Origin of the sequence: Streptomyces sp. NBC_01298 (assembly GCF_035978755.1) — a bacterium.
GTDB lineage: Bacteria > Actinomycetota > Actinomycetes > Streptomycetales > Streptomycetaceae > Streptomyces.
On the sequence record NZ_CP108414.1, the window covers coordinates 774,639 to 796,791 of the forward strand.

21 protein-coding genes are annotated in these 22,153 nt (G+C 71.6%); 13 read left to right on the plus strand and 8 right to left on the minus strand.

The genetic code is table 11. The features are described 5' to 3' along the window. Positions 1–966: a helix-turn-helix domain-containing protein gene (locus tag OG730_RS03430; protein WP_327302735.1), complete on the plus strand. Its 966-nt coding sequence runs from the start codon at positions 1–3 to the stop codon at positions 964–966. On the opposite strand, the gene OG730_RS03435 is transcribed toward OG730_RS03430, so the two are convergent. Beyond that, positions 944–4,381, minus strand: coding sequence for an endo-alpha-N-acetylgalactosaminidase family protein (locus tag OG730_RS03435; protein WP_327302736.1), 3,438 nt, complete (start codon positions 4,379–4,381; stop codon positions 944–946). The genes OG730_RS03430 and OG730_RS03435 overlap by 23 nt on opposite strands. A 254-nt stretch (positions 4,382–4,635) precedes the next feature. After that, the gene (locus tag OG730_RS03440; protein WP_327302737.1) at positions 4,636–5,010 is read right to left on the minus strand and encodes a YbjQ family protein; all 375 of its coding nucleotides are present in this window, start codon (positions 5,008–5,010) and stop codon (positions 4,636–4,638) included. Positions 5,011–5,297: 287 nt separating this feature from the next. Between OG730_RS03440 and OG730_RS03445 the strand changes: the two genes are divergently transcribed. After that, positions 5,298–5,798, plus strand: coding sequence for a hypothetical protein (locus tag OG730_RS03445; protein WP_327302738.1), 501 nt, complete (start codon positions 5,298–5,300; stop codon positions 5,796–5,798). A gap of 32 nt (positions 5,799–5,830) precedes the next feature. On the opposite strand, the gene OG730_RS03450 is transcribed toward OG730_RS03445, so the two are convergent. The 5 genes from OG730_RS03450 to OG730_RS03470 form a co-directional block, all read right to left on the minus strand. Further along, on the minus strand, positions 5,831–6,190 hold the full coding sequence (locus tag OG730_RS03450; RefSeq protein ID WP_327302739.1) for a PIN domain-containing protein: 360 nt from the start codon (positions 6,188–6,190) through the stop codon (positions 5,831–5,833). A gap of 45 nt (positions 6,191–6,235) precedes the next feature. After that, positions 6,236–7,213, minus strand: coding sequence for a phosphatase domain-containing protein (locus OG730_RS03455; protein WP_327302740.1), 978 nt, complete (start codon positions 7,211–7,213; stop codon positions 6,236–6,238). 4 nt (positions 7,214–7,217) lie between these two features. Continuing rightward, positions 7,218–8,432, minus strand: a complete 1,215-nt coding sequence (locus tag OG730_RS03460; RefSeq protein ID WP_327302741.1) for an RNA ligase — start codon at positions 8,430–8,432, stop codon at positions 7,218–7,220. Positions 8,433–8,504: 72 nt separating this feature from the next. Next, positions 8,505–9,212, minus strand: a complete 708-nt coding sequence (locus OG730_RS03465) for a Rossmann-fold NAD(P)-binding domain-containing protein (RefSeq protein WP_327302742.1) — start codon at positions 9,210–9,212, stop codon at positions 8,505–8,507. Between the two features lie 29 nt (positions 9,213–9,241). Next, a complete protein-coding gene (locus OG730_RS03470) occupies positions 9,242–9,676 on the minus strand; it encodes a VOC family protein (RefSeq protein WP_327302743.1) in 435 nt (144 codons plus the stop codon). Between the two features lie 176 nt (positions 9,677–9,852). Between OG730_RS03470 and OG730_RS03475 the strand changes: the two genes are divergently transcribed. Next, on the plus strand, positions 9,853–10,566 hold the full coding sequence (locus OG730_RS03475) for a YoaK family protein (RefSeq protein WP_327302744.1): 714 nt from the start codon (positions 9,853–9,855) through the stop codon (positions 10,564–10,566). Between the two features lie 384 nt (positions 10,567–10,950). Here OG730_RS03475 and OG730_RS03480 read toward each other — a convergent pair whose 3' ends face one another. Continuing rightward, entirely contained in the window at positions 10,951–11,898 is a 948-nt protein-coding gene (locus OG730_RS03480; RefSeq protein WP_327302745.1) for a tellurite resistance/C4-dicarboxylate transporter family protein, read from the minus strand. Between the two features lie 309 nt (positions 11,899–12,207). Between OG730_RS03480 and OG730_RS03485 the strand changes: the two genes are divergently transcribed. The 10 genes from OG730_RS03485 (at position 12,208) to OG730_RS03530 (ending at position 22,084) form a co-directional block, all read left to right on the plus strand. Further along, positions 12,208–13,173, plus strand: a complete 966-nt coding sequence (locus tag OG730_RS03485) for an urea transporter (RefSeq protein ID WP_442814814.1) — start codon at positions 12,208–12,210, stop codon at positions 13,171–13,173. A 95-nt stretch (positions 13,174–13,268) separates the two neighbouring features. After that, positions 13,269–13,574: an urease subunit gamma gene (locus OG730_RS03490; protein ID WP_243332378.1), complete on the plus strand. Its 306-nt coding sequence runs from the start codon at positions 13,269–13,271 to the stop codon at positions 13,572–13,574. 54 nt (positions 13,575–13,628) lie between these two features. Next, the gene (locus OG730_RS03495; protein WP_327302747.1) at positions 13,629–14,471 is read left to right on the plus strand and encodes a sirohydrochlorin chelatase; all 843 of its coding nucleotides are present in this window, start codon (positions 13,629–13,631) and stop codon (positions 14,469–14,471) included. A gap of 23 nt (positions 14,472–14,494) precedes the next feature. After that, entirely contained in the window at positions 14,495–15,067 is a 573-nt protein-coding gene (locus OG730_RS03500) for an urease subunit beta (protein WP_327302748.1), read from the plus strand. Between the two features lie 2 nt (positions 15,068–15,069). Beyond that, entirely contained in the window at positions 15,070–16,794 is a 1,725-nt protein-coding gene (gene ureC / locus OG730_RS03505; protein ID WP_327302749.1) for an urease subunit alpha, read from the plus strand. After that, complete coding sequence (locus OG730_RS03510) at positions 16,791–17,516, plus strand: urease accessory protein UreF (RefSeq protein WP_327302750.1); 726 nt, start codon at positions 16,791–16,793, stop codon at positions 17,514–17,516. The genes ureC and OG730_RS03510 overlap by 4 nt, the downstream gene beginning before the upstream one ends. 55 nt (positions 17,517–17,571) lie before the next feature. Next, entirely contained in the window at positions 17,572–18,195 is a 624-nt protein-coding gene (gene ureG / locus OG730_RS03515; protein WP_327302751.1) for an urease accessory protein UreG, read from the plus strand. Then, positions 18,192–19,253, plus strand: a complete 1,062-nt coding sequence (locus OG730_RS03520) for an urease accessory protein UreD (protein ID WP_327302752.1) — start codon at positions 18,192–18,194, stop codon at positions 19,251–19,253. Before ureG ends, OG730_RS03520 begins: the two co-directional genes overlap by 4 nt. 48 nt (positions 19,254–19,301) lie before the next feature. Beyond that, positions 19,302–20,675 (plus strand): ammonium transporter, encoded by a 1,374-nt coding sequence (locus tag OG730_RS03525; RefSeq protein ID WP_327302753.1) that lies wholly within the window; start codon positions 19,302–19,304, stop codon positions 20,673–20,675. Next, positions 20,672–22,084, plus strand: coding sequence for an ammonium transporter (locus OG730_RS03530; RefSeq protein ID WP_327302754.1), 1,413 nt, complete (start codon positions 20,672–20,674; stop codon positions 22,082–22,084). Before OG730_RS03525 ends, OG730_RS03530 begins: the two co-directional genes overlap by 4 nt. Positions 22,085–22,153 lie beyond the last annotated feature (69 nt).

Sequence of the window (22,153 nt, forward strand, 5' to 3'; positions counted from 1 at the left end):
ATGGCAACGCCTCCGTACAGCAGCTGGATGCGGTACTTCTCGCCGACCGCCAACCACCGCCGGCTCGGGCTGGTGTGCCTCGGCGTGGGGGTACAGCAGGGCGAGCTGCCGGTGGTCGGCCCGCGCGTGCTCGACCACCACGTCGCGGTGGTGGTCTGCGGCGGCCGGGGCTGGTTCAGCCACGGCGGGCGGGCCCCGCAGCCGGTGACGGCCCCGGCGCTGCTGTGGCTCGTGCCCGGGGTGGAGCACCACTACGGCCCCGATCCGCGGACCGGCTGGGACGAGTGCTTCGTGGATTTCACCGGGCACAGCGTGGAGGCGCACACCGACCTCGGCTACCTCACCCCCGACCGGCCGCTGGTCCCGCTCAGCGGCACGGCCGGGGTACGGCACGTGGTCGACGGGATCGTACGGGCGGCCCGGCTCGGCGGCCCCCTGCTGGAGGTGGAGGCCGCCGCGGCCGTGCACGGGCTGCTCGTGGCGCTGCGCTACGCCCGGGCCGGGGTGTCGCGGCAGGGGGACACCGTGATGGACACCCTGGCCCGGGACGCGCTGCTGCCGATCTCGGTGGCCGAGCACGCCGCCCGGCTCGGGATGAGCCTCCCCGAACTGCGCGGGGCGGTGCGCGGCAGCACCGGGGAGGGGGTCAAGGAGTACCTCCTCGGCATCCGCCTGAGCCGGGCGAAGGAGCTGCTGGCCCGCACCGACCTGCCGGTCGCCGGGGTCGCCCGGCGGGTCGGTTACGAGGACGCCGCCTACTTCAGCAGGCTGTTCAGCCGCCGGGTGGGCATGGCACCCGTCCGGTTCCGCCAACAGCAGTCGGTGCAACAGCAGTCGGCACGATGGCTCCTCTCTCCCCGGGAGTCACAGCCCTCCGAACCGCGACCCTCGGAACCCCAGCCCCCGGATCCGTCACCCCCGGCCCCGGCCCCGCTCGAAGCCGTCACGGCAGGTAGCCGATGTTGAGTTCCGCGACCGCCGTCCACGGGTTGCCCGAAACCTCGCTGGTGGCCTTGAGCTTGACGTAGCGGGCGGTGCGCGCCGTGAAGGTCACGTCCTGCTGCGCGGTGGTGTTGGGATAAGTACCCGAGGCCGCCGCGGTCCCCCAGGTGACCCCGTCCGTTGACGTGAGCACCTGGTAGGCGGCGATGCGCCCGTTGCTCTGCGTCTGCCGGGGCAGGTAGTGCAGGGCGGAGACGTTGTACGAGGCCCCCAGGTCGAGGGTGATCTCGTGCGGCATCGGTGCGGTGGCCTGGTACCACTGGGTGTGCCAGATGGTGGCGCCGTCCCCGTCGAGCACGTTGGCCGCGGCGCCGTTTTCGCCGGCGGTCTCCTGGCTGTCGACGGCCTTGACGCTCATCTGGGTCTGAGGAACGAGGAGTTCGCCGCCGGTCCCGGAGCCGAGGTCGTCGACGGCGAGGTCGTCGAGGATGAAGTCGGCCTCGTTGTGGGAGCCTTCGCCGGTCACCTTCCGTACGCCGATCCAGGCGTCGGTGCCCGCGGTGAAGGTCTTGGTGAAGGTGGTGGCCGTGCGGGCCTGGTTCAGCGCGGTGGCCGTCTCGGTGCTGCCGGAGCCGGTGATGAACTGGTAGTCGCCGCTGAAGCCGTTCTCGTAGCTGAAGGTGACCTTGTACGAGCGGCCGGGCGTCAGCCGCAGGGTCTGCGGGAGGGTGCGGTAGACGAGGCCCTGGCGCTCCTCGTGCGACTTCAGCGAGTTCTGCCCGCCGATCACGTCATCGACCAGCTTCCCGCTCCAGCCCGCCTGGGTGTACGGGGCGTTGCGCTGGGCGATGTGGGTGCGCGGGTCGGTGGCGGAGCCGCCGGCGCCGCCGAAGGCGAAGGGCCCCCAGCCCGCGTCGACGTTCTCGAAGTCCTCGGTGAACCAGTGGCCGTTCAGCGGGGTGCGGGCAGAGCGGACGACCCGTACGTCGTCCAGGTAGACGGTGCCCGGCCCGGAAGCCGCGGACAGCTTGAGGGTGGCCGTCGACTGTCCCGAGGGGACGTCGAAGAGCACCTTCATCCGCTGCATCTTGGTGCCGTTCTTCTCGCTGCCGCCCAGGCTGTTGGTCAGCGTCGAGGAGTCGGCGTAGACGGAGGCGGCCGTGCCTCCGGCCGGGGTCACGGTCAGAGTGGCGGCGCGTCCGGCCGGGGTGGTGACCCAGACGGAGGCGGCGTAGGTGCCGGGGGTGAGTCCGGTGAGCTGCTGGGAGACGGCGGGCGCGGTGCTCGCGGCCATCGTGAGCTCGTTCTGGCCCTGGGCGTTGCGGGTGACGGCGGCGCCGGTCCCGGTGACGCTCCAGGCGTTCAGGTTGCCGGAGAAGAAGGAGGGGTCCTTGACGGGGGCGCCCTCGCCCCAGTTCGGGTCGGCCTGGACGGGGGCGGCGCCGTTGGTGACGACGTAGGCGGTCTTCGCTGCGGCGTTGATGGTGACCTGCCCGCCGGTGACGGCCAGGTCGCCGACCAGCTGGCGGCCGGTGTCGGTCAGCTTGTACAGCTTGGGCGAGGACCAGCCGGCCGGCAGGGTCCAGGTGGTGGAGGCGGCCTTGTCGTTCCAGTGGTAGAGCTTGCCGTCGCGCGGGAGCAGGTAGGCGGAGCCGTCGAGGACGGTGCGGCCGGCCGTAGTGATCTTGCGGGTGTTCCCGCTGGTGGTGACGGTGGTGCCGTTGGCCAGGGTGACCGCGTTCGCGGTCCACTTCACGATCGGGGATTCCTGGAGGTACTTGGTCGGTAGGTTGGTCCCGAAGGTGGTGTTGACGAAGGCGGTGTAGTCCCGCTTGCCCTGCCAGCCCTCGTAGGCGGTGATCTCGGCGCCGCCGAGCAGCGGGTTGGCGGCGATCCAGTCGTCCTTGGTGTGGTTGGCGATGAAGCGGGCGATGTTCGAGTTGATGCCCTTGAGGTCGCTGCCGCCGTAGTTGACGTCGGTGGCCCAGTGGTGCCAGAGAGACTGTCCGGTCATGGAGGCGGGGAACTCGGTGGCGAGCTGGAAGCCGAGGCCGCCGATCTCGCGTTCGAGCTTGCGCGAGAGGTAGCCGTCGCCGTACCAGACGTCCACGTACAGGAAGTCCAGGCCGGGCGCGGCCGCCTTGAGGTCCTGGAACCGCTTGAGGCGCTCGCCGGACTGGCCGTCCTTGCGGGTGTCCACGTAGTACGACTGGTCGAGCCAGTCCCAGCCGAGCCCGCCGGTCTGGTGCGCCGGGTCGAAGGTGGCCGAGACCGGGTACTCCTCGGTGGCGTTGACGTGGACGCCGAAGTCGGCGTTGTAGGTGTGGCCGACGGTGGTGAGGGTGTTCAGGTCGGTGGCGCCGCCGAGCTTGGAGCCGATGTTCTTGTAGTCCATGTGGGCCGAGTCGTGGCCCTCGGAGGCGTACCCCTTGAGCAGGACGAACTGGCCGAGGCCGTCGGTGGCGAGGTTGACCCGCTTGGTCTCGTCGAGGGTCTCGGCGAAGGGGTGGGTGGCCGCGGAGGCGAAGTTGAAGGGGATGCGCTGCACGACCCGGTCGGCGGTCTGCTGCCAGCCGGTGGGAGCGGTCCAGATGTCGCGGTAGGCGACCGCCGCGTCCTGCCAGTCCACGGTGGAGTCGGCGTTGCGGTCGGCGGTGATCGCGACCCGGACGTAGGGCAGCGGCTCGGTGTCGGTGTCGGCGGCGCCCGTGGACCGGTAGAGCCAGGATCCGCTCCACAGGCCGGCCCGGCGGTAGGTGCCCTTGTCGGTGACCTGCTTGCTGATCCGGCCGTTCTCGTTGGACGTGCCGCCGGAGGGGGCGTCGTAGTACGAGTTGGAGTCGATGGCCGCGGCCAGCTTGCCGGTGTTGGCCAGCCCGTACATCACGGTCGTCGCGGAGGCGTCCACCGGGGTGCTCGCGGTGATCGAGGTGAAGGTGTCCCCGGTGCCGGTGGTGGCGGTGTGCATCTTCGCGGTGGAGAGCGCGGCGCCCGCCTGGCTGCTGCGGACGCTGACGAGGTTGTGGTCGGGGATGGCGAAGCTGCGTACGCGCAGGGCGGCCGTGTCCTCGATCGCCGTGACCTTGAACTCCACGACCGAACCGGACACCGAGAGCCGGGACCTGATGGTCACTCCGGAGAAGGCCAGTGCGTAGTCCACGCCGGAGGCGGAGGGGGTGGAGGTGACGGTGGGGGTGTAGGTGGTTCCGTTGACGACGATCGCGCCGATGGTGTCCTCGTTGCCGTTCAGCACGTCCCCGGTGGCGGTGCGGGTGTAGCTGATGACGCGGGGGAAGGCGCTGTCCACACTGACGGACAGCTCGGGCGAGGAGATCGTCACGGGGCCGGCCGCCACGGCTGGGGCGGCGGGCACGGCCACGACCAAGGTGGCCACGAGACCGGCCACCGCGGCTGCGGCCGGCCAGAGGGGGGTGCGCATCGGACCTCCGGGAGTCGGCGCTTCCTGGGCGGAAGACCGCCCACCGTGGAGGCCGGCGGTCCGCTCACTGACCTGACAGCCTGCGGACCGCGCACCGGGAGGCCCATGGACAAAGCCGCGCACCGTCCTGGACTTCTGTGACGGGTGGGTCGGCGGACGCACGCGTCAGCCCGCTCCGAAAGGGCACGCCCGCGGCCCGCCGCGCCCCCCTCCACCCTCGGGGAGCCGGATACGGGGCCGCGGGCCCGACGCCGTCAGCCGCTCGCCGGCACCAGGACGACGGCCGTCCCGTACGCACACACCTCGGTTCCCACGTCGGCCGCGTCCGTCACGTCGAAGCGCATCATCAGCACGGCGTTCGCACCGCGTGCCTTCGCCTGCTCGATGAGGCGTTCCATGGCCTGGTTGCGGGTCTCCACCAGGGTCTTAGTGAGGCCCTTCAGCTCGCCGCCGATCATCGATTTCAGGCCCGCGCCGATCTGACTGCCCAGGTGGCGGGAGCGCACGGTGAGGCCGAAGACCTCTCCGATGACCTGCTCGACCCGGTAGCCGGGGACGTCGTTCGTCGTCACCACCATGACACCGGTCTGCTGCGCGCCGGGTCCGCCGCCGTAATCATCGATACCCATGCCATCCACTCTGGCGGCGCCGCCCGGTGCCCGCATCCGGGGGCGAGGGGTGGGGCTGGGGCTGGGGCTGGGGCCGGGGCTGGGGCCGGGGCTGGGGCCGGGGCTGGGGAGCGATCGCCGTGGTCTCCCGACCACACTCCGCATATTGGGCATATCGGGCGACGTCACGGTGCGTCAACGGGATGTCACGGCCCGCCGTCGCCATAGTCGTCCGTGGCAACCGTCTGGTTGCCGCCCCGTGTCGCGCGACGCGGCCGGGCAGACGCTTTTCTCGGAGGAGCCGGCTCATGCTGAAGCCCACCAGGACCATCCTCGCCCTCACCGCCGGAAGCCTGGTGCTCGGCCTGGTCGGTGCGGGCACGGCCGTCGCGGCCGATCACTCGGCGCCGCGCGGCCCGGTCCTGACCGCCTCCCCCGCCGAGGACGACGAGGACGGCTTCGGCCGGGACGACGAGGACGGCTACCGCAAGCACGCCCGCGGCGTCGTCATCTCGCGCGGCCCGCTGACCGTCCGCAGCCGTCCGACCACCCACTCCCACAAGGTGGGCCGGGTGCACCCGCACGAGAAGCTCGCCATCGAGTGCAAGACCCGCGGCGAGCGGGTCGACGGGAACAACATCTGGTACCTGCTCGAGGAGCGGGACGAGCGTCAGTCCCTGGACGAGGACCGCAAGGGCGCGATGACGCCCAAGTCGGCGAAGTCCGCGGCCGCCAAGGACCGCGACGACAACTGGGTCGCCGCCCGCTACGTCAAGAACCTCGGCGAGGTCGAGTACTGCCGCTCGTAGTCGCCCCGCCGCCGTGACCCGGCGGCCGGCTCCTACGCTTCCGGGCGTACGGTCCGCGGTCCCACGCACCGCGCACCGTACGCCCGTACCCGTTCCCGCAGTTCCCGGTCCGCCGTGACCACGACGCAGCCGCCGCTCCGCGCGCGGGCGGCCACCAGCTCCACGATGCGGTCGTCGCCGCTGCCCGGGGCCTCGTCCACCCGTACGCCGGGCACCGAGGCGACGCCGCGGGCCGCGCCTTCGAGGACGAGGACGATCTCCTCTCCCCCGTCGCGCAGGGCCAGCCGGTCGCGCAGCCGCTCGGCGGCGCCGCGCCGGTCGCGCCACCAGCCGTCCGGCACGGACCCGACGACGTTGGCACCGTCCACGATCAGTACGTTCGGCTCGTCCACGGCTCCAGTATGGCGAGCCGGCCGGAAGCCGCCGCGCGCGACCTTCTAGAAGTCGCCGTAGTTGACCTGCCAGGTCGCCAGACCCATCCGGCGCCAGATGGCCACCACGCGGTCCCGGTCGTCCAGGGAGACCCGGACCGCGTACCGCTCGCGCACGTGCGCGTTGAACAGCTCCGCCTTGACGATGTCGTCGCGGCGCGTGTCGCCCGCCGCCCGCATCCACAGTTCGTCGTACGGGACTTCGTGCTCCCGCAGCCAGGCCTCGGTCGGCTCCCGGTGCTCCTCGCCCCGCCCGGACAGCAGCACGACGGTGTCGCCGTCGGCGCGCCGGAAGGAGTCCAGCGCGTCGCGCACGGGGGTGTTCAGCGTGTCGAGGCCGCAGCGCGAGAAGTCGTACGGATTGCGGTCTCCGGTCATCGCGAGCGTGCCGTCGATATCGCACATGACCGCCGTGGGCAGCGCCGGGTCGGGGACGTACGGGGACACGTCCGGCTGGTCGTCCAGCCACTCCGCGGTCAGCCGCCAGCCGCCCTTCTTCGCCTTCGCGTGCTTCTCCGCGAGTATCCGGATGATCTCCTCGCCGACCTGGCGCTCGCGCGCGGCGTCGCGCCGCAGGCACTCCTCCACGGGCACGTCGGTGAAGTCGTGCACCACGAAGGTGGCCCGTCCCGCGACGGCCGCCTTCAGCCGCTTGGGGATGTGCGAGGTCAGGTGGGTGTTGTCGACGACCACGTCGAAACCGCCCTCGACGGCCGCGCTGACGGCCGCGTCCTGGATGTCCAGCACGGTCTGCTCGTGTTTGTACGAGCGCCCGCGCTCCGGGTCCGGCACGTCGAGCATGGCCCGCAGGTCGTCGAGGTTGACGCGCCGCATCCGGCCGCCGGACTCCGCCTGGAGGGCGCGCGCGGCGGTGGTCTTCCCGGAGGCCGGCAACCCGGTCATGATGTGGACCACCGGGAGCGCGGGGGGCGCCGGGGACGCTGCCGGGGGCGCGGGGGTCTCGGTTTCCGATACGTCGGCCACGGGTTCAGTTCTCCTCGTCGTTCGTGAAGGGGTCGGAGGCCTCGGGCCGCACCTGCCGCCAGGTGATGAGCTCGGTCGTCCTGCCGTCGAGGCGCTGGAACAGCGCGCCGCGGATCCCGCTGTCGCGGATCGTCGTCTTGGCGGCGCGCGCGAACGCGCCCCGGTCGGCCGCGAGATGGGCCAGCGAGGCGTACGCCTCGTCGATGGCGCGCTCGCGGAGCGCGGCCTCGGCCTCCAGTCGTTCGATCACCGACCGCACCCAGTGGTCGAACTCGTCCGGCACCTGCTCCAGCAGGGCGTCGAGCGGCTTGCCGCCCGAGGCCTCGATGTCGGCGACGGTGCAGTTCAGGCCCTGGGCGAGCTGCTTGAGGGGCAGGCCGGCGAACCGCTGGATGCCGTGTCCGCGCCAGATGTCCCGCTCGGTCGCTCCGGTGAGCACCTTGTGGAGGCGTACGTACTCGGCGATCTTGGCCTTGGCCCGGACGCCCGAGGCGAAGCGCAGGACGTAGCCCTCCGCGTCGGTACCGGTCGAGGGAGCGCCGCCCGGCAGGGTGCTGGAACCGGTCAGTTCGAGCAGTTCGCCCAGCGGCATGGCGGGCCACACCTTGACCACGGAGCCGATGCCCTCCCAGTGGCCGGCGGCTTCGGCGAGCGGCACCTCGGCGCCGCCCGCTCCGTAGGCGGCGAGCAGGACCAGGTCGCGGCGGTTCCCGTAGTCCACGACGATGCGGTTCTGCGGGTACACGATCTCCGCGAGGTAGGTGGTGCCGGGGACCAGCGCGGAGGTGTCGCGTCCGTCGAGGCGGCGCTGCGCCCAGACGGCCTGCGTGCTGGTGAAGGAACCCCTGGAGGCGGCCCGCCACTTCCCGGCGTAGTGGAACAGCACCCCGAGACTGCCGTCGACCTTGTCGTACACCTCGAACGGCTCGTCCTGCGGCAGGGCCGGCGCGTACGGCCGGCCCGCCTCGTGCTCGCCGACGTTGAAGAACTTGGGCAGCGGCAGCGCGACGACCTCGCTGGTGACGTCGTCGGCGACGAGTCCGCGGCAGCGCGTGGTGACCTGGTTCCAGACCTGCTCGTACTGGGCGGTCCGGGTGTAGCTGTAGAGGGACAGCGGCAGCTCGGGGTGGGCCTTGCGGGCCACGTGTCCGGCGTCGATGGCCTCGGTCAGCGCCTGCGCGGGCATCAGGTCGTGCAGAGTCAGGCGGTCCTGGCTCATGGGGTTCCTCCCGGTTCGAGATGCCTCATTCTCGGGTGCGGGAGGCCCTGGCCGAAACCGAATATCGACTCGTTACCGCAGGTCCTTCGCCCTGTGCGGGCCTTCGCCTCCCAGCCGGTTGATGTCTCGGGGGCGCAGGATCCGCTGGGTGTCCGCGTCGCCGGGCCCGGCCGCGGCGACGGCGATCATGGCGCGGCCCAGGGCCCCGGTGGTGGTCACCAGGTCGGGTGCGAAGCGCCGCAGGAGCGGGAAGAGCGGCGCGGTGACGGCGTACCCGGCGCGGTAGAGCGGGGTCTTGGAGGGAATGCCGCGGTCCGGCTGCACGATCCCGGGCCGGAACATGTACGCCTCGAAGGGGAGCTTCAGCAGGTCGTTCTCGGTCTTCCCCTTGACCCGGGCCCACATGGAGCGGCCGCTCTCGGTGCTGTCGGTGCCCTCGCCGGACACGTAGGCGAAGGTCAGCCGCGGGTTGGCGGCGGCGAGGGGGCGGGCGGCGGCGAGCGTCAGGTCGTGGGTGATCCGCCAGTACTCCTCCTCCTTCATGCGGAAGGAGGAGATGCCGAGGCAGAAGAAGCACGCGTCGTACGAGGCGAGGTCCGGCCCGCCGGGCAGCGACAGGTCGGTCGGATCGGCCCGGACGAGCTGGCTCAATTTGGGGTGGGAGACGGCGAGGGGACTGCGGCCGACGGCGAGCACGCCGTCGACGGACTCGTCGCGCAGGCACTCGCGGAGCACGCCCCGGCCGATCATGCCGGTCGCACCGAAGAGGATGACGTTCACGGGCCCAGCCTAGGCCGCCTGGGTGCGGCTCAGTGGGAGACGCACAGCTCGTTTCCCTCGGGGTCGGCGAGGGTGGTCCAGGTGGAGGGGCCCTGGTTGCCCTCGTGCAGGTGCTCGGCCCCCTTGGCGAGGAGGCGTTCGACCAGGGCCCGCGGGTCATCCTCACCGGTGCGGACGTCGAGGTGCACGCGGTTCTTGACGGTCTTGGGCTCCTCGATGAACTGGAAGAGGATGCGGGGCGCCCGCTCGAGGCCCTCGGGGTGGCGGATCCCCTGGCCGGCCTTCCAGACGAGGACGCCACGGTGCGTGGTGGTGTCCTCCTCGGTCGCCCGCCCGGCGGCGATCATCTCGCGGATGAACTCCTCGTTGCGGGGCTCGACTTCCCACCCGAGGGCATCGGCCCACCAGTCGGCGAGGGCGTGCGGTGTGGCGGAGTCCACCGTGACCTGGAATGTGTAAGCCATGTCGCGACCCTACCCGCGACGCCCCTCCGGCCCCGGAGGGAAGCGCCGTGGGCCCGCCGCAACCCCGCGGGTCGCTCCTGCGCCCGTGCGCCCGGCATCGCTAGCATTTCCGGGGACGAGTCCCCTCCGCTTCCGCCGGTCGCCGGACCGGCCCGCGCGATGACCGGAGGTACTCCATGGCCTCCACCCCGCCCCGGCGACGCGGGATCCTGCACCCCCTGGCGGCGCGGCTGTTCCCGCCGGAGGCGGAGGGCGCCGAGTCACCCCACGGGGTGCTGCCCCCGCTGCTGATCGCCCTCACCTTCGTCAGCGGAGTGGTCGACGCGGTCAGCTACCTGGGCCTCGGCCACGTCTTCGTGGCCAATATGACGGGCAACGTGGTCTTCCTCGGCTTCGCGATCGCCGGGGACCGCTCCCTGTCCGCCCCGGACTCGCTCCTCGCCGTCGGCGCGTTCCTGGCCGGAGCGGCGGCCGCCGGGCGGCTGCGGCGGACCACCGGGGCGGCCGTGATGTTCGCGCCGCTGGTGGCGGTGCAGACCGTCCTGGTGGGCGGGGCGCTCGCCCTGACCGCGCTCGGCGCGGGGCCGCCGGCCGTCATCGCCCTGCTCGCCCTCGGCATGGGTCTGCAGAACGCGGTCGTGCACCGGCTCGCCGTCCCCGATCTCACCACCACCGTCGTCACCAGGGCCCTGACCGGCCTGGCGGCCGACCCGTGGGGGCCGGGACCGCTCCGCCGCCTGGTGACGGTCGTGGCCCTGCTCCTCGGAGCCCTCGCCGGCGGTTTGCTGACGCTCCGTCACGGAGCGGTGTGGGCACTGGCCTTGGCCGCGGGTCTACTGGGCTGCGTAGCCCTCGCCCCCCGGTGGGACGGCGCCGGGCGGCGACCGTAGGACCGGAACTCGCCTCCGGGGCACGGAGGCCGCCGGGGGCGTCGGGCTCGGCAAACAAACTCCGCTGGGGGCGAGTTGGGCCACGCGCGCCTCACCTGCCCGCACGCCCTTTCCGGCCGTGCGCGGCGGAATTCCGGGTGGCGGCGTTTCGGCGGCAGGAGTTTCCAGGCCGGCGCTACCATGGCGCCGTTTTCGGGGTGGCTTTTCCAGGTCGCGATTCCGGAGTGGCGCTTCCAGAGCGGATATTCCAGACCGACGTGCCGGTGGTGTCGCTGCGATCCGGTATTTCGATCCGGTCCCACCCCGCGCCCCCTCCCCTCGTCCGCCCCGCCCTGCCCTGCCCCGCCCCGTCGGGAACACAGCCGAATGCCGCCGCCCACTCGCTCAGTTCCGCGGACGGGTCCGCCCGTGTTCCACGAGGAACGCCGCGAAGGTCAGGACCCATGCCCCGACCGCCACCCAGAGCAGCACCGTACCGAGGGGCCTCAGCCACTCCACGCCGGTCGGGACGGCCGCCGCGAGGCAGGCGGTCGCCGTCATGCCGAGCGGGAAGACGCTCGCCCAGCGCCGGACGTCGTAGCGGGGGCGCGGCCGGACCGCTTCGGCGGCGAACAGCACGGCGTACCAGGCCAGGGAGAGGCCGAGGGTCACCAGGGTGACGGTGCGCAGCCCCGCGTGCACCCATCCCGTCCACAGCGGTGACGCCGTGAGCCCGGATCCGGCCAGGGCTGTGATGGAGAGCGCCCCGCCGGCCACCCAGTGGTCGCCCGCGCCCGAGACCACCTGGCGGAAGTCGAAGCGTGCGAGCGCCTCGACGTAGAGCAGCAGTCCCAGGCAGAAGGCGGCCAGCGCGGCCCGGCCGAGCCAGTCGTGGCCGGTGGGGGCGGCCAGGGTGCCCGCCAGGACGGCGAGCCCCTGGGTGGCCACGCAGACGAGGAAGGCCGCACCGGGCATCCGGTAGCCCCAGTGCCGCAGTACGGCGACCAGCAGCCCCGGCCAGAGCGCGGCGGCCAGCGCCAGCAGCCCGAGGGCCAGGGACTGCCACCCGAGGAGGGAGAGCCGGTTGCCGAGCACGGCCGTGGCGGCCACGGCGGTGAGCGCCGCCGGGGTGTCGGCCTCGGCGCAGAACCGCCGGCGGTCGCCCATGAGCCGGGCGGCGAAGTCGGCGGCGAGGACGAGCCACAGCGCGGCGCAGACGACCAGCGCGCCGATCGACAGCGCGTCCCGGCCGATCAGGTGCAGCCCGGCCGAGATGATCCCGGCCGCCATGACGGCGGCGCCGGCGGCCGGCGACAGCTGGGCCCACCACCTGGCACCCGCAAGGATTCGCACCCTGCCAAGGGACACCACCACGGTGGGTCAGGGCGCCGCGGCGCGCCATCGCGGTGGCTTCGATGACCCTTCCGGGCTCGGCCGACGCCCCCTCCCCCGCCATTCGATATCCGATATTCCGATCCTCTTCCCTTTCTCCGGAACGGGAATGACGAACACACTTACGACAACCGTGCCGCATTCTCCGGCTTGCCCCGACACGCCCATACCCAGGCGGAATTGGTCCGATTCACCGCTACTGTCTTCGTCAACGCACCGCAGATTCACGGGCCCTTCAGGGCCCTCTCTTTTTGCACATTGGAGAAGGAAATGCAGGCCTTGGCAACGGAGCCCGCACGCCCGGTTCCCGCTCAACCCGCGAGCTTCATCCAGGAAGTCCTGCGCGGCGTCGCCCAGGTCGACTTCATGCCGAACGCGATCACGGGCATCTTCTTCCTCGCCGCCCTCGCCGCCGCCGGCTGGCAGTACGCCCTCTACGGCCTCCTCGGCGCTGTCGTCGGGACCGCCACCGCCTACGCGTTCGGCATCGACCGCGAGATCGTCTCGGCGGGACTGCGCGGCTTCAACGGCACCCTCGTCTCGCTCGGGTTCGCCGTCTTCCTCGGGTGGGACCACCTGTCCACCCTGCTGCTCGCGATCGGCGGCAGCATCACCGTGGTGGTCGTCACCTCGGCGCTGGCCACTGTCCTCGATACCTGGAACATCCCCACGTTCACGGCGCCGTTCTGCATCATCGCGAGCGTCATGACCATCGCCGCACCGAGCTTCTCCCGGGTGTGGCACACCGGCCCCGATCTGGCGGCGCTGCCCGCGGCGGCGGGCGGAACCACCTCGCTCGACTGGGGCCAGCTCTGGCGTGCCTTCTTCGCCAACGTCGGCCAGATCTTCTTCATGCCGCAGTGGTACGTCGGCCTGATCTTCCTCGCCGGCATCTTCGTGGCCAGCCGGGTCGCCGGGGTCATGGCCTGCGTCGGCAGTGTCACGGCCATCTTCGTTGCCTGGGCGATGGGTTCACCGTCCGAAGCCGTCTCGCAGGGGCTCATGGGCTACAGCAGCGTGCTCGTCGCGATGGCCCTGTGCGGTGTCTTCCTCGTGCCCTCCAACTGGAGCTTCGGGTTCGCCGTACTCGGCGCCGCCGCCGCGACCGGGCTCACGGCCGCGATGACCGCCTTCTTCGACCCGTTCGGCGGCCACACCTTCACCTGGCCGTTCGTCCTGACCACGGTCGTCTTCGTCGCCGCCGTGCCCCAGATCCCCCGGCTGCGGCGGACCTGACCCCGCCCCGGCCGAGGCCGTCGCGGCAACACCAGCACCACATGCGCAGCACCAGCGGTACCTGAACCATCTTGAGAGCCGAAAGTGAGTGACCGATGAATCTCGCTCCCCGTGAGATGGACAAGCTCTGGATCTACGTCGTGGCCGACCTGGCCCGCAAGCGGCGGGACCGGGGCGTCAAGCTCAACTACAGCGAGGCCTGTGCCCTGATCAGCGAGGGCATCCTCGAAGGAGCGCGCGACGGCAGGACCGTCGCCGAGTGCATGGAACTCGGCAAGCAGATCGTCTCCGCCGCCGATGTCATGAAGGGCGTACGGGAGATGCTCCCGCTGCTCCAGGTCGAGGCCGCCTTCGTGGACGGCACCAAGCTCGTCTCCTGCCACGACCCCGTCGGCGCCTGAGCGGTGGCGGCCATCGCACCCGAACGGCCCAGCCGTGCAACGGAATCGGCGGCCTTGGTCATCCTGGCCGGCGGTCACGAGGGCGGCGCCGCGGCAGGTGGCGTACACCCCGGCCGACCGCTGTCCGAAGCGGTGCGCGCGGCGCTCGCCGCCTCGCCCGAGCCGGTGTGCGTGGTCCCGATGACCCTGGGGCGCGACCCCGGGCTGATCGCCGACTGCGCCCGCGCGCTGCGCTGGCTGAGCCGGGAGGAGGGACCCGGGCGGCTCGTACTGGCGCCGCCCTTCGCCACGGTGGACCACCTCACCGCGTGGCTCCGTACCGCCGCCCTCAAGGGGGTGCGCGAGGCTCCCGACACCTCCGCCGTGCTGGTCACGGCACCGGTCGCGGGTCCCTTCGAGGACGCCGATCTGTTCCGGGTGGCCCGGCTGGTGCGCCAGTACGGGCACCACCGCTGGGTCGAGGTCGCCTTCGACGGCGGCGATCCCGACCTGGCGGAGGGGGCGGAGCGCTGCCGCCGTCTCGGCGCCGGTCATGTCGCCGTGGTCCGGGCCGCGTTCGCCCCGCCGGCCGAGCTTCCGGCCGGGGTCCTGGACACGGGTCCACTGCTCTCCGACGCGGCGATCGCCCAGGTCGTACGGGCCCGCACGCAGGAGGCGCTGCACCGGCTGGCCCACGGGCACGACGGTGTGGCCGAGGGGCTGGACGCCGAGCACGGGCACGGGTACGCGCACTCCCACGGCCCGGGCGGCGACCACGAGCAAGACCACACCCACACGGACCCGGACCCGGACGCGCACCACACGCACGCGCACACCCGCGCTGACGGCGAGAGCCACCGCCGCGCGGACGGCCGGGGTCACGGTCACGGTCACCCGCACGGCCATTCCCCCCACTGATCCGAAGGAAGGGAAGTACCACCATGTCCGGTGGCGTCTCATACCTCTACGGCGAAGGCTCCGTAGAGATCAACGCCGGCCGCCGCAAGGCCAAGGTCACCGTGTCGAACACCGGTGACCGCGCGGTCCAGGTCGGCTCGCACTACCACTTCTTCGAGGTCAACCGAGCCCTCGACTTCGACCGCAACGCCGCCTACGGCATGCACCTCGACCTCCCCGCGGGCACCGGCGTCCGCTTCGAGCCGGGCGACACCCGCGAGGTCGAACTCACCGCGTACAGCGGCCACGGCCGGCTGATCGGCTTCAGCTCGCTGACCAACGGCGGTCTCGGCTCCACCGACACCCGCGTCCGCGCGATGAACCGGGCCGTCGAGCTCGGATTCCTGGGGGCCCGGGCGGAGTCGGCCCAGCAGGCCGCGGACGCACAGGCCGCCTCGCCGGCCATGCAGGTCGCGAAGGGCGCGAAGGGCACGAAGGCCGCGGCGAAGCCGGCCTCGAAGACCCCGGCCAAGCCCGCGGCGAAGCCCGCCGCCAAGGCACCCGCCAAGACCGCGGCCGCCAAGAAGGCCAAGACCTCCAAGAAGGGCGACAAGTAGCGATGGCTGTCCTGAGCCGCAAGCAGTACACCGACCTGTTCGGGCCGACCGTCGGCGACCGCTTCCACCTGGCGGACACCAACCTGGTCATCGAGGTCGAGAAGGACCACAACGAGGGCCACTACGGCGACGAGGCCGTCTACGGCGGCGGCAAGGGCATCCGCGACGGCATGGGGCAGGACCCGCAGGCCACCAACCTGCAGGGGGCCCTCGACCTGGTCATCACCAACGTCGTCGTCATGGACGCGATCCTCGGCGTCGTCAAGGGCGACCTGGGCATCAAGGACGGGTTCATCGCGGGTCTCGGCAAGTCCGGCAACCCGCACACCCAGTCCGGCGTCCACCCCAAGCTGGTCATCGGCCCGGGCACCGAGGTCATCTCCGGCGAGCACATGATCGCCACGGCCGGCGGCATCGACAGCCACATCCACTTCATCTCCCCGCAGCAGGCCGAGCACGGCCTGTCCAACGGCATCACCACCCTGATCGGCGGGGGCACCGGCCCCTCCGACGGCACCAACGGCACCACCTGCACCCCGGGTCCGTGGAACATCGGCCGCATGTACCAGGCGTCCGAGGACCTGCCGGTCAACGTCGGCCTGCTGGGCAAGGGCAACGGCTCGCTGCCGGAAGCGCTGATCGAGCAGGTCGAGGCCGGCGTCTGCGGCCTGAAGGTCCACGAGGACTGGGGCACCACCCCGGCCGCGCTGAGCCGGGCCCTGGACGTGGCCGACGCCTACGACGTCCAGGTCGCGGTGCACACGGACACCCTGAACGAGTCCGGCTTCTTCGAGGACACCCGCTCGGCCATCGACGGGCGCACCATCCACACCTTCCACACCGAGGGCGCGGGCGGCGGCCACGCCCCCGACATCATGCGGGTGGCCGGCGAGCCCAACGTCCTGCCGTCCTCCACGAACCCGACCCTGCCGTACACGGTGAACTCGGTCGACGAGCTCCTCGACATGGTGATGGTCTGTCACCACCTGTCGCACGACATCCCGGAGGACGTCTCCTTCGCGGACTCGCGCGTGCGCGCCGAGACGATCGCCGCCGAAACCGTGCTGCACGACGAGGGGGTCATCTCGATCTTCTCCTCCGACTCCCAGGCCATGGGCCGCATCGGCGAGTCCTGGACCCGCGCCTTCCAGACCGCGCACCACTGCAAGGACCAGCGCGGCAAGCTCGACGGCGACACCGAGCGCAACGACAACTTCCGCGCCCTGCGCTACCTCGCCAAGATCACCATCAACCCGGCGATCGCCACGGGCACCGCCGAGCACATCGGCTCCCTGGAGGCGGGCAAGCTCGCCGACATCGTGCTGTGGCCCATCGGCTCCTTCGCCGCCAAGCCGAAGATGGTCATCAAGGGCGGGCTGATCAACTGGGCGCTGATGGGCGACCCGAACGCCTCGCTGCCGACCCCGCAACCGGTCTACTACCGGCCGATGTTCGGCGCGTACGGCAAGGCCAAGCAGGCCACCCGGGTCTCCTTCATGTCGCAGGCCGCGATCGAACTCGGCGTTCCGGAGAAGCTGGGCCTGGACAGCAGGGTCCTGCCGGTGCGGCACTGCCGCACCGTCGGCAAGCAGCACATGGTCCGCAACGACGCCCTCCCGGTCATCGCCGTCGACCCGGAGACCTACAAGGTCACCCTCGACGGGGTGCCGGCCACCATCGAGCCGGCCCGCGAACTGCCCCTGAACCACCTGTTCTACCTGGCATGAGCGCAGCCGATGAGGCCGTGAACCCCGCGGCCGGGACGCCGGTGCGGGCCCTGCTGGTCAGCCTCCAGCTCACCGACTCGGCCTTCCCCAGCGGCTTCTACACCCTCTCCCACGGCCTGGAGGGCTACGCCCAGGCCAAGGCCGTGACCCCGGAGGGCGTACCGGGGCTGCTGGCCGACCTGCTGCGGCATTCGGTGGGGCCCTCCGACGCCACCGCGCTGGCGCTGGCCCACCGGGCCGCGCTGGCCGGTGACTGGGAGGCCCTGGCCGAGACCGACCGGCGGCTGAACGCGGCCAAGCTGAACGAGGGGCTGCGCCGCGCCGCCACCCGTACCGGCCGCCAGCTGCTGGACATGGCCCGCGAGTGCGTCGGCGGGGAGCCCCTGGAGCGGTACGCGGAGCTCGTGGCCGCCAAGCGGGCCCCCGGCTCGCAGGCCGTGGCCGCCGGGGTCGCGTACGCGGCCGCCGGCGTCCCGGCCGAACAGGCCGTCGTGAGCGATCTGTTCGCCTACGCGGCCAGTTTCACCGGGGCCGCGCTGCGGCTGCGGCTCACGGACCACCGCAAGGCGCAGGTGGTGCTGCGCGGGATCGCACCCGTCATCGAGGAGGTGGCGGGGGCGGCGCTGCACCGTGAGCTCGCCGATCTCGGCGGGTGCGTTCCGATGGCCGACATCATGTCGGGCCGTCATGAACGCGCAGAGGCACGGCTGTTCGCCACCTAGTCCGCTGTCCCCCTTCCTTTCATCAAGCTGTCTTTACTTGAGGTGTGTGACTTTGATGACCGAGGACAACGTCCTGCGCGTCGGCGTCGGCGGCCCCGTCGGCTCCGGCAAGACGGCGCTGATCGAGGCGCTGGTACCCGTGCTCATCGCGCGGGGCCACCGGCCCGCCGTGATCACGAACGACATCTACACCCAGGAGGACGCCCGCCAGGTCCGCCGCACCCTGGCCGGGGTGCTCGACCCCGAGCGCGTCGTGGGCGTGGAGACCGGCGCCTGCCCGCACACCGCCGTGCGCGACGACCCGACGATGAACCTGGCCGCGGGCGCGGAGATGCTGGAGCGGTTCCCCGATGTCGACACCCTGCTCTACGAGTCGGGCGGCGACAACCTCACCCTCACCTTCAGCCCGGTCCTGGTCGACCTCTTCCTCTTCGTCCTGGACACCGCCGAGGGCGAGAAGATGCCCCGCAAGCGCGGTCCGGGCATCACCGAGTCCGACCTGCTCGTGATCAACAAGATCGACATCGCCCAGTACGTCCGCTGCGACATCGGCGTCATGGAGTCCGACGCGCACCGCGTGCGCGAGGGCCGCCCCGTGGTCCTGACCAACTGCCTGACCGGGCAGGGCCTGGAGGACGTGGCCAACTTCATCGAGTCCTTCCGCCGGGTACCAGCGTGAACGTGGTGGCGGAGGCGGACCCGGTGGCGGACCGGGTGGCGGACCCGCCCCACACTCCGCCCCGCGGTCTCCTGCCGCCGGCGCGCCTGGAGGCCGCGCACTACGAACCACCGCGCGTCCCACCGGAGGTCCTGCGGCACTCCTCGGTGCCCGACACCCTCGGTGTCGGGCGCCCCGGCAAGGTCGGCCTGCTGGAGCTGGCCTTCGAGCGGGTCGGCGACCGCACCGAGCTGGTGCGGCACTACCAGAAGTCCCCGCTCCAGATCATGCGCCCGCTCTACTTCGACCCGTACCGCCCTGATCTGCCCATCACCTTCCTGATGTCCACGGGCGGCGGGGTCATCCAGGCCGACCGGCTGCGCACCGACCTGTCGTTCGGCCCCGGCACCTCGGCGCACGTCACCACCCAGGCGGCCACCAAGGTCTACCGGATGGAGCACGACTACGCCGTCGCCCAGACCCTGCTGACCGCCGGCCCGGACGCGTACGTGGAATACCTGCCGGACCCGGTCATCCCCTACGTCGACTCCCGCTTCTACCAGCGCACGGTGATCACCGCCGACCCCACGGCCACCGTCCTGGTGAGCGAGACCGTCCTGTCCGGCCGGCTCGCGCGCGGGGAGCGCAACGCCTACCAGGTCTTCGCCTCCGACTTCGAACTTCGGCGGCCGAGCGGTGAGTTGGTCGCACTGGACACCGTGCGACTGGAGCCGGGCGGGGCCGCGGGGTCCGCCGGCCGCTCCGGCTCCGGCTCCGGCTCGTTCTCCGGCTCCACCTCCATCGACGGGCCCGCCGTGCTGGCCGGCCATTCGGTGATGGCCTGCTTCTTCGCGGTCAGCCCGCTCGCCCCCGCCCGCGAACTCGCCGACCTGCTGCACGCGACCCTGGCCGGCCGCGGGCTCGCGTACGGGGTCAGCGTGCTGCCGCAGGACTGCGGGGCCTGGGTGCGGGTGCTCGGGGAGCACACCGAGCCCGTGACCCGGGCGCTCGGGGCCGCCTGGGACGCGGTGCGGCGCAGGCTGATCGGCGTACCCGCCCCGGACCTGCGCAAGACCTGAACTCCCCGCCCCCTCCCGCCTGTTCACGACCAGAGAGAGCTCCACCAGATGCCCAGTGGCTACGATACGGGTAATACCGCCTGGATGATGGCGAGCACCGCCATGGTGCTGCTGATGACCCCCGGCCTCGCCTTCTTCTACGGGGGCATGGTCCAGACCAAGCACGTGCTGGTGATGCTCAAGATGAGCTTCGCCTGCCTGTCGCTGGTGACCATCCTGTGGGTCGCGGTCGGTTACTCCCTCGCCTTCGGCAAGGACTCCGGCGGCGGCATGATCGGCAATCTCGACTACGCCTTCTTCCGCGGCATCGGAATGGACTCCCTGCACGGATCCATCCCCACCGTGATCTTCGCCTGCTTCCAGATGTCCTTCGCGATCATCACGGTGGCGCTGATCAGCGGCTCGATCGCGGGCCGCGCCACCATGAAGGGGTGGCTGGTCTTCGTCGTCGCCTGGACCATGCTGGTCTACGTGCCCACCGCGCACTGGGTGTTCGCCTCCGACGGCTGGATCAACAAGTCCCTGGGCGCGCTCGACTACGCCGGCGGTCTGCCGGTCGAGCTCAGCTCGGGCGCCTCCGGGCTCGCGGTGGCCATCGTGCTGCGCAAGCGCAAGGACTTCGAGCGCGAGACGATCCGCCCGCACAACCTGCCCCTGGTCGTGATCGGTCTGGCGCTGCTGTGGTTCGGCTGGTTCGGTTTCAACGCGGGCTCCGCGCTCCAGGTCGAGGGCAGCGCACCGACCACCTTCCTCAACACCCAACTGGCCGCCGCGGGCGCGATGATCGGCTGGCCGATCATCGAGAAGTGGCGCCTGGGCCATGTGGAGATGCTGGGCGTGGCCTCGGCGGCGGTCGCCGGCATGGTGGCCATCACCCCGGCCTGTGGCGAGGTCTCCCCGCTCGGCGCTCTGATCATCGGGTTCACCGCCGGTGTGGTCTGCTGCTTCGCCATCAACATGAAGTTCAAGATCGGTGTCGACGACACCCTCGACGTGGTCGGCGTGCACGGCTGGGGCGGCATCGTCGGCGTCCTCTCCATCGGCTTCTTCGCGACGGCCGCGATGAGCGGGAAGAAGGGCCTCTTCTACGGGGGCGGCCTGGACCAGCTCTGGCGTCAGGCCGTCGGCGTCCTGGCGGTGGGGTCCTTCGCCTTCGTGATGACCTGGCTCATCGCCAAGGTGATCGACAAGGCCGTGGGCTTCCGCGCCTCGGAGGAGTACGAGAACGTACCCGGCCGGGAAGAGGAGGTCGCCTACGACAACGCGACCCTGGACGAGATCCGCGACCGGATCGGCGGAGCCGCGGCCTCGCCGCGCGAGCCCGCCGCGGTGGGAGCCGCCAAGGACGGGGCGGAGCAGCAGGACGCCGCGCTGCTCTCCGAAATCGTATCCGTGCTGGACCGACGAGAGCGTGACAAGTGACCGCGCACACGATTGCCGCGACCGTCTCCACGGTCTCCGCCGCACCCGCCGTCGCCGACTCCGGCAACGCGGCCTGGCTGATGATGGCCACGGCCCTGGTGCTGCTGATGGCTCCCGGAGTGGCCTTCTTCTACGGCGGCATGGTCCGCACCGGCCAGATCGTCGCCATGCTGAAGATGATCTTCTTCTGCATGGTGATCGTCACCGTCCTCTGGTTCGCGATCGGCTACTCGCTGGCCTTCGGCCCCGATGCCGGCGGGCTCGGGGTCATCGGCACGCTCGACAACGCCTTCCTGCGCGGGATCGATGTCGATTCGCTGACCGGCTCGGTGCCCACGGTCACCTTCGTGGTGTTCCACCTGTCCTTCGCGGTGGTCACCGTGGCCCTGATCGCCGGTTCCATCGCGGGCCGCGCGAAGATGGGCGGCTGGATCGTCTTCGTCATCGCGTGGACCCTGCTGGTCTACATCCCCATGGCCCACTGGGTGTTCGACCCGGCCGGCTGGGTCGCCAAGCAGCTGGGCGCCGTCGACTTCTCCGGCGGCACCGTCGTGGAGATCGGCTCGGGGGCCGCCGGACTCGCCCTCGCCATCGTCGCGGGCAAGCGGGCGGACTTCGACCGCCAGGGCATCCGGCCGCACAACCTGCCGCTCGTGGTCATCGGGCTCTCGCTCATGTGGTTCGGCTGGTTCGGCTTCAACACCGGTTCCTCCCTGGAGACCCCGGGCGGCGCGGCGATGGCCTTCCTCAACAGCCAGCTCGCGGCGGGCGCCGCGATGGCCGGCTGGGCGGTGACCAGCTGGTGGCGCACCCGGCAGGTCGGCCTGCTCGACATGTGCATGGGCGCCGTCACGGGACTGGTCGCCATGACCCCGCTGGCCGGCGGGGTGAGCCCGGTCTGGGCCACCGTCATCGGCTTCCTCGCCGGACTGACCTGCGCGTTCGCGATCAGCTGGAAGTACCGGCTGGGCGTGGACGACACCCTGGACGTGGTGGGCATCCACGGCTGGGGCGGCATCGTCGGCATGGTCATGGCCGGCCTCTGCGCGACCGGGACCCTGACCGGCCACAAGGGCCTGTTCTACGGCGGCTCCTGGGACCTGCTGAGCAAGCAGCTCACCGCCACGGTGGTGCTCGGCCTGTTCTCGTTCGTGATGACCGCGCTGATCGGCAAGGCCATCGAGGTCACCATCGGGCTGCGCCAGCCCGGCGGAATGGTGGAGAAGGAGCAGGCCTACGCCGACGCGCTCTCCGACAACCTGGAGGAGCTGTCGACCGGCGACTCCCGCGCCGAGGGGGGCGGCGAGGAGCCGGAGAGCGCCTCCGCCCTGGTCGCCCGTCTGCGCGAGGTCCTGCTGACCGCCCCGCAGGGCGGCGGCGACCGGCAGGACGGCGGCGACCGCGGCTGAGCAGGGCCGCACACAGGGCCCCGGCCCCGGTCGCGCGACGCGGCCGGGGCCGAGTCACGCCGCCCGCGG

Bases quoted from the DNA above. Each gene is read 5' to 3' on its own strand.
- OG730_RS03430 (WP_327302735.1), top strand. From the start codon at position 1: ATGGCAACGCCTCCGTACAGCAGCTGGATGCGGTACTTCTCGCCGACC.
- OG730_RS03435 (WP_327302736.1), bottom strand. From the start codon at position 4,381: ATGCGCACCCCCCTCTGGCCGGCCGCAGCCGCGGTGGCCGGTCTCGTG.
- OG730_RS03440 (WP_327302737.1), bottom strand. From the start codon at position 5,010: ATGGGTATCGATGATTACGGCGGCGGACCCGGCGCGCAGCAGACCGGT.
- OG730_RS03445 (WP_327302738.1), top strand. From the start codon at position 5,298: ATGCTGAAGCCCACCAGGACCATCCTCGCCCTCACCGCCGGAAGCCTG.
- OG730_RS03460 (WP_327302741.1), bottom strand. From the start codon at position 8,432: ATGAGCCAGGACCGCCTGACTCTGCACGACCTGATGCCCGCGCAGGCG.
- OG730_RS03470 (WP_327302743.1), bottom strand. From the start codon at position 9,676: ATGGCTTACACATTCCAGGTCACGGTGGACTCCGCCACACCGCACGCC.
- OG730_RS03475 (WP_327302744.1), top strand. From the start codon at position 9,853: ATGGCCTCCACCCCGCCCCGGCGACGCGGGATCCTGCACCCCCTGGCG.
- OG730_RS03485 (WP_442814814.1), top strand. From the start codon at position 12,208: ATGCAGGCCTTGGCAACGGAGCCCGCACGCCCGGTTCCCGCTCAACCC.
- OG730_RS03490 (WP_243332378.1), top strand. From the start codon at position 13,269: ATGAATCTCGCTCCCCGTGAGATGGACAAGCTCTGGATCTACGTCGTG.
- OG730_RS03500 (WP_327302748.1), top strand. From the start codon at position 14,495: ATGTCCGGTGGCGTCTCATACCTCTACGGCGAAGGCTCCGTAGAGATC.
- ureC (WP_327302749.1), top strand. From the start codon at position 15,070: ATGGCTGTCCTGAGCCGCAAGCAGTACACCGACCTGTTCGGGCCGACC.
- OG730_RS03510 (WP_327302750.1), top strand. From the start codon at position 16,791: ATGAGCGCAGCCGATGAGGCCGTGAACCCCGCGGCCGGGACGCCGGTG.
- ureG (WP_327302751.1), top strand. From the start codon at position 17,572: ATGACCGAGGACAACGTCCTGCGCGTCGGCGTCGGCGGCCCCGTCGGC.
- OG730_RS03525 (WP_327302753.1), top strand. From the start codon at position 19,302: ATGCCCAGTGGCTACGATACGGGTAATACCGCCTGGATGATGGCGAGC.